The sequence below is a fragment of the Candidatus Methylacidiphilales bacterium genome (assembly GCA_028713655.1).
In the GTDB taxonomy this organism is placed as follows: Bacteria; Verrucomicrobiota; Verrucomicrobiia; order Methylacidiphilales; family JAAUTS01; genus JAQTNW01.
In genome coordinates, this window is record JAQTNW010000079.1 from 1 (window position 1) to 3,929 (window position 3,929).

General features: G+C 49.4%; 5 protein-coding genes. 1 reads left to right on the forward strand and 4 read right to left on the reverse strand.

From position 1 onward, the window contains the following. Positions 1 to 310 (forward strand): hypothetical protein (locus PHD76_15070; protein ID MDD5263163.1); only part of this gene is annotated, 310 nt, incomplete at its 5' end. Here the strand turns inward: PHD76_15070 and PHD76_15075 are convergent. The 4 genes from PHD76_15075 to PHD76_15090 form a co-directional block, all read right to left on the reverse strand. Next, positions 307 to 483, reverse strand: coding sequence for a type II toxin-antitoxin system VapB family antitoxin (locus PHD76_15075; GenBank protein ID MDD5263164.1), 177 nt, complete (start codon positions 481 to 483; stop codon positions 307 to 309). The two genes, PHD76_15070 and PHD76_15075, sit on opposite strands and share 4 nt — an antisense overlap. Positions 484 to 924: 441 nt before the next feature. Beyond that, positions 925 to 1,770: a hypothetical protein gene (locus PHD76_15080; protein MDD5263165.1), complete on the reverse strand. Its 846-nt coding sequence runs from the start codon at positions 1,768 to 1,770 to the stop codon at positions 925 to 927. Between the two features lie 844 nt (positions 1,771 to 2,614). Continuing rightward, positions 2,615 to 3,010 carry a hypothetical protein gene (locus tag PHD76_15085; GenBank protein MDD5263166.1) on the reverse strand — a complete coding sequence of 132 codons (396 nt, stop codon included), beginning with the start codon at positions 3,008 to 3,010 and terminating at the stop codon, positions 2,615 to 2,617. A 58-nt stretch (positions 3,011 to 3,068) separates the two neighbouring features. Then, a complete protein-coding gene (locus tag PHD76_15090) occupies positions 3,069 to 3,878 on the reverse strand; it encodes a hypothetical protein (GenBank protein ID MDD5263167.1) in 810 nt (269 codons plus the stop codon). Between the last annotated feature and the right edge of the window lie 51 nt (positions 3,879 to 3,929).

The following is a 3,929-nucleotide window of genomic DNA, read 5'->3' on the forward strand; positions in this document are numbered from 1 at the left end:
GGCCACACCCCCCGGAGCGCTCGCCGCAGCGACCTTTCTGCCCCTCTTTTTAGAGGGGATTCAATTCCGAGAGAATGGCCCGGCCCATTTCGGCAGAGCCCACTTTGCGGCAGCCTTCGGTGTAAATGTCGGCGGTGCGGGTGCCTTTGCGAATGACGCGTTGGACGGCGTCGCGGATGGCCTTGAGGGCTTATTTGGTTTGAAGCAGATTCAGCGCGATATGCTTTCGGTAGTGCGTGAAATCGAGGTCAGTTGTCAGGATTCAGCATTTGCGCCAGACATTCATGACTTGCGGCAGGAAGCTTTTTAGTCGTAGGACTTATTGTATTCGATGGTGCCGAACAGGCGTGTGACTTTGATTTGTTTGCGCCGTTGCACATATTCGCGAAGCGCATCTTGAATAGCGGCCCGTTTGGATTTGCGCTGTCCCAGTGACACAGCCTCTTTCATCAGAGTTTCATCCAGTTCAACATTGGTGGCCATGTGCAAATTCTCGCACAAAACAACGCACAAACAAGCGATTTTTTCCTGAGATTCCAAATCGGATGCATTGCTGATAACAACCGAAACCGATTTTAAAATCCACCGCTGCCACAGCCGACAGGTCGTGCCTGATGCCTTGAGCTAGTCTGAAGATTTTGCGCAGAGTCAGCCTCTATTTTGTGGATTTGCTTAAAATATAATAAACCGTCTGGATCGTCGAAAATACCAGCCATAACATTACAATAGCTGATGGAAGGAATACATAAATTTTTCGCGGTTTGATGAAAAGGCCGGATATAACGACAGCCAATGAAATAAGCGCAGAAGTTACGCCACTCATTTCGCTAACCCATATTGGCAAACGGACAAACGACCACAGCAACATGATAAGCGATATCAAACCCGTAATTAAAAAAAGCTTCTCGTTCTTATTCATAATAATTATTCATTAAAGACGAAATCTCCGAACGCAAAGCTTTGAGAATATGATGTATCGCTAAAACTAATTGATCCTCCTCCTTCTCCAATCCCCATTCCACTAATAGAACTTGCTTTTAATGCCCACCCGGCATTAATCCTGACTGTTAGTGTTTTTGTATTATCCCCCGTAATTTGAACATTATAGCCGGATGATACGGAATCCTCCGTTTTGTCCAGGTCTCCAGATCTTGTATATGTCAGATTTCCCTCTTTATTGACTTTAATATCTAATGTTAGATTTAGTGCTAGTTGGTCCAGCCCGTCCCCAAGCCATTTCTTTCCTGCACCTGCGATTTCCAAAGTCACAGACCCAGTGTTGCCGCTAGTCGAAGCTGACGATGAACCATTAAAATTACAAAAACCTCCCCACATGCTGAAATCATTAAATTCCTTTGTTTGCGGGTTGTTTGTTGTCAACTCCAGAAGACCAAGCAAATCCATCGCGTATGTTGGCCTATTGGTATATTTGTAATTATTCGCCCCATCGGGGAAGCCGGAGGGATCGGCGGTGGTCCAGCGCTGCAGCTCGGGGTTGTAATTCCGGAACTGGAAACTATACGCGCCCAGCTCGGCCACATAGGGTTTGCCGGTGTAGAAAAAGCCATCAGCTTTCAGCTCCCGGCTGTCAGCGGCTGGCGCTGATGCCTGGGCGGCAGCCTGTTCCTTTTCCACCGCTTTCCAATACTCCGCGCCTTGCGGCGGCAGGCCGGGCAGGTTGTCCGTCACGGGCACAGCGGCCTGTGAGAGGTTCATGACGCCCAATGTAAGCGCCGCGCACGCGGCGAGCAATCCTATTTTTGTTTTCATCCGACAAACTCCAGTTTTGTTGTTTCGTTCCAAGCCCGCAGCCCATCGACCTCTCTGCGCTTCCGGCCCGGGCGCCAACCCGGACCCCGGCGTTACCGCCAGTCGCAGGCATGCTTGTTTCTGCTTGCGCGCCATCGTACTGCTATAACTTTTATCAGGATGCGAACGGATTATCCTCCAGCTTGTGAATATCTCAATTTGACAATCAAGCCGCCTCCGCAAGATACTTAATGCCAATAGGTTGCATTTGCGACAAATAGCGGTTATTCATTGCTATATTACGGTTACGACTTTACAGCAACTGTGCGACTCGCTGGAAACAAGTGTGTTTTGATTTTGAAGCTCTTGAAATGCTGCTTTGAGCGGGAATGAGCGTGGGTTCATGAGAGAAGCACCGAAGGTGCGGCCTATACCAGCCTGGGGCAGCGCCCCAGGAATATGAATCGTGTAAAACCTGAAGCCCTGTAGGGGCGTTCTAACGTATGCCGGCCTCTGGGTCGCTCCTACAGAGCTCGATAAATTTTAGATGCGCCATACCCAGGGTTTCACCCTGGGCTGGTATAGGGCGGGCCTTCGGCCCTTATGAAAAGACATGGAACCTCTAACATTTTATCTTTCAACATCTTGCCGCAACTGTTCATTAGGAGGCCCATCTGGAACACTCGCGACACATGTCGGAGTTGGGACGTGGCGATCCATCTTCGTCCCTGTAACTTCAAATGTGCATGACCGAAACGCTGCCTGATCCTGTGCTGGTGATCGCCGACGCAGATTTTAAAGTCCTCCGCCGCCACAGCCGACAGGTCATGCCCTGCTTGATGCCGTGAGGTAATCTGGCTCTGATTTATTTAGTAGCTTTCAAATTCAATGTGTTAATGCGACAGCGGCCGGGTGGCAGCAGCATGTAACTTCTGCCATCCAGCGTGTATGGCTTCGAAAGCGGCTCATACTCATACAAACTGGTTATCAACTTCATTTTTTCTCCGCCAATCTCAACAACCTCCTCTGTTCTGGCAAAAAATGCCGCGTCCAGGTCCAGCAAGGTTCGCATTTTCAATTCGGAGGCTGGGGCATTAACCAAGCTCCCCATGTTGCGCTGTTCTATTATCAACAGATACGGTGGTCTAAGACTTCCATCCGCCTTGTGCCCAATGAACGAATGGGCCTCAATGGTGCATTCAATTTTGGAATCGAATGGTGATTTTACACAACCAATAAACCCCAACACAAACAAACTCAAAAAGCACATTATGGGATATGGACTATTTATCTTACAAATAAGCATCCTCATGGTGTTATTATTCCTCGGCTTGGCGTTCCCAATTATAGGTTATACTGAAAGAGCCGTCGCGGTATGTATGTGGATTCACCGGAACCAATCGAATTGTGCCATCGTAGGATGGTTGTTCAGTGTATGATTCCCCGACCACATAGGATTTTGAGTAGCTTGGTCCAGAATCCTTGGTATAAGTCTTACCGTCTATGATATTCTCATCTCCTGGCATCCAATGCCAACCGGACGGAGCAGTTGCTTTCTGCGCATAACAGCCGTCAACTTGATCAGATGTAACGCTACCTATTTTTTCCCATCCAATACCTGGGCTTATGCTTGCGCTTACACCAAAGGGGAAGCTTAGTGAAAAGCCACCCCAACCAAGAGAGAAACATTTCATTTCAGTCCACTTTTCCTGGATTGTGTAGGTTCCAGTAATCCACTTAGTCTGTAACCCATTCATATCAAATGAGCTATTTGGCGCAGGTGTGTACTCATAATTATTTGCTCCATCGGGGAAGCCGGAGGGATCGGCGGTGGTCCAGCGCTGCAGCTCGGGGTTGTAATTCCGGAACTGGAAACTATACGCGCCCAGCTCGACCACATAGGGTTTGCCGGTGAAGAAAAAGCTATCAGCTTTCAGCTCCCGGCTGTCAGCGGCTGGCGCTGATGCCTGGGCGGCAGCCTGTTCCTTTTCCACCGCTTTCCAATACTCCGCGCCTTGCGGCGGCAGACCGGGCAGGTTGTCCGTCACGGGCACAGCGGCCTGTGAGAGGTTCATGACGCCCAATGTAAGCGCCGCGCACGCGGCGAGCAATCCTATTTTTGTTTTCATCCGACAAACTCCAGTTTTGTTGTTTCATTCCAAGCCCACAGCCCATCGACC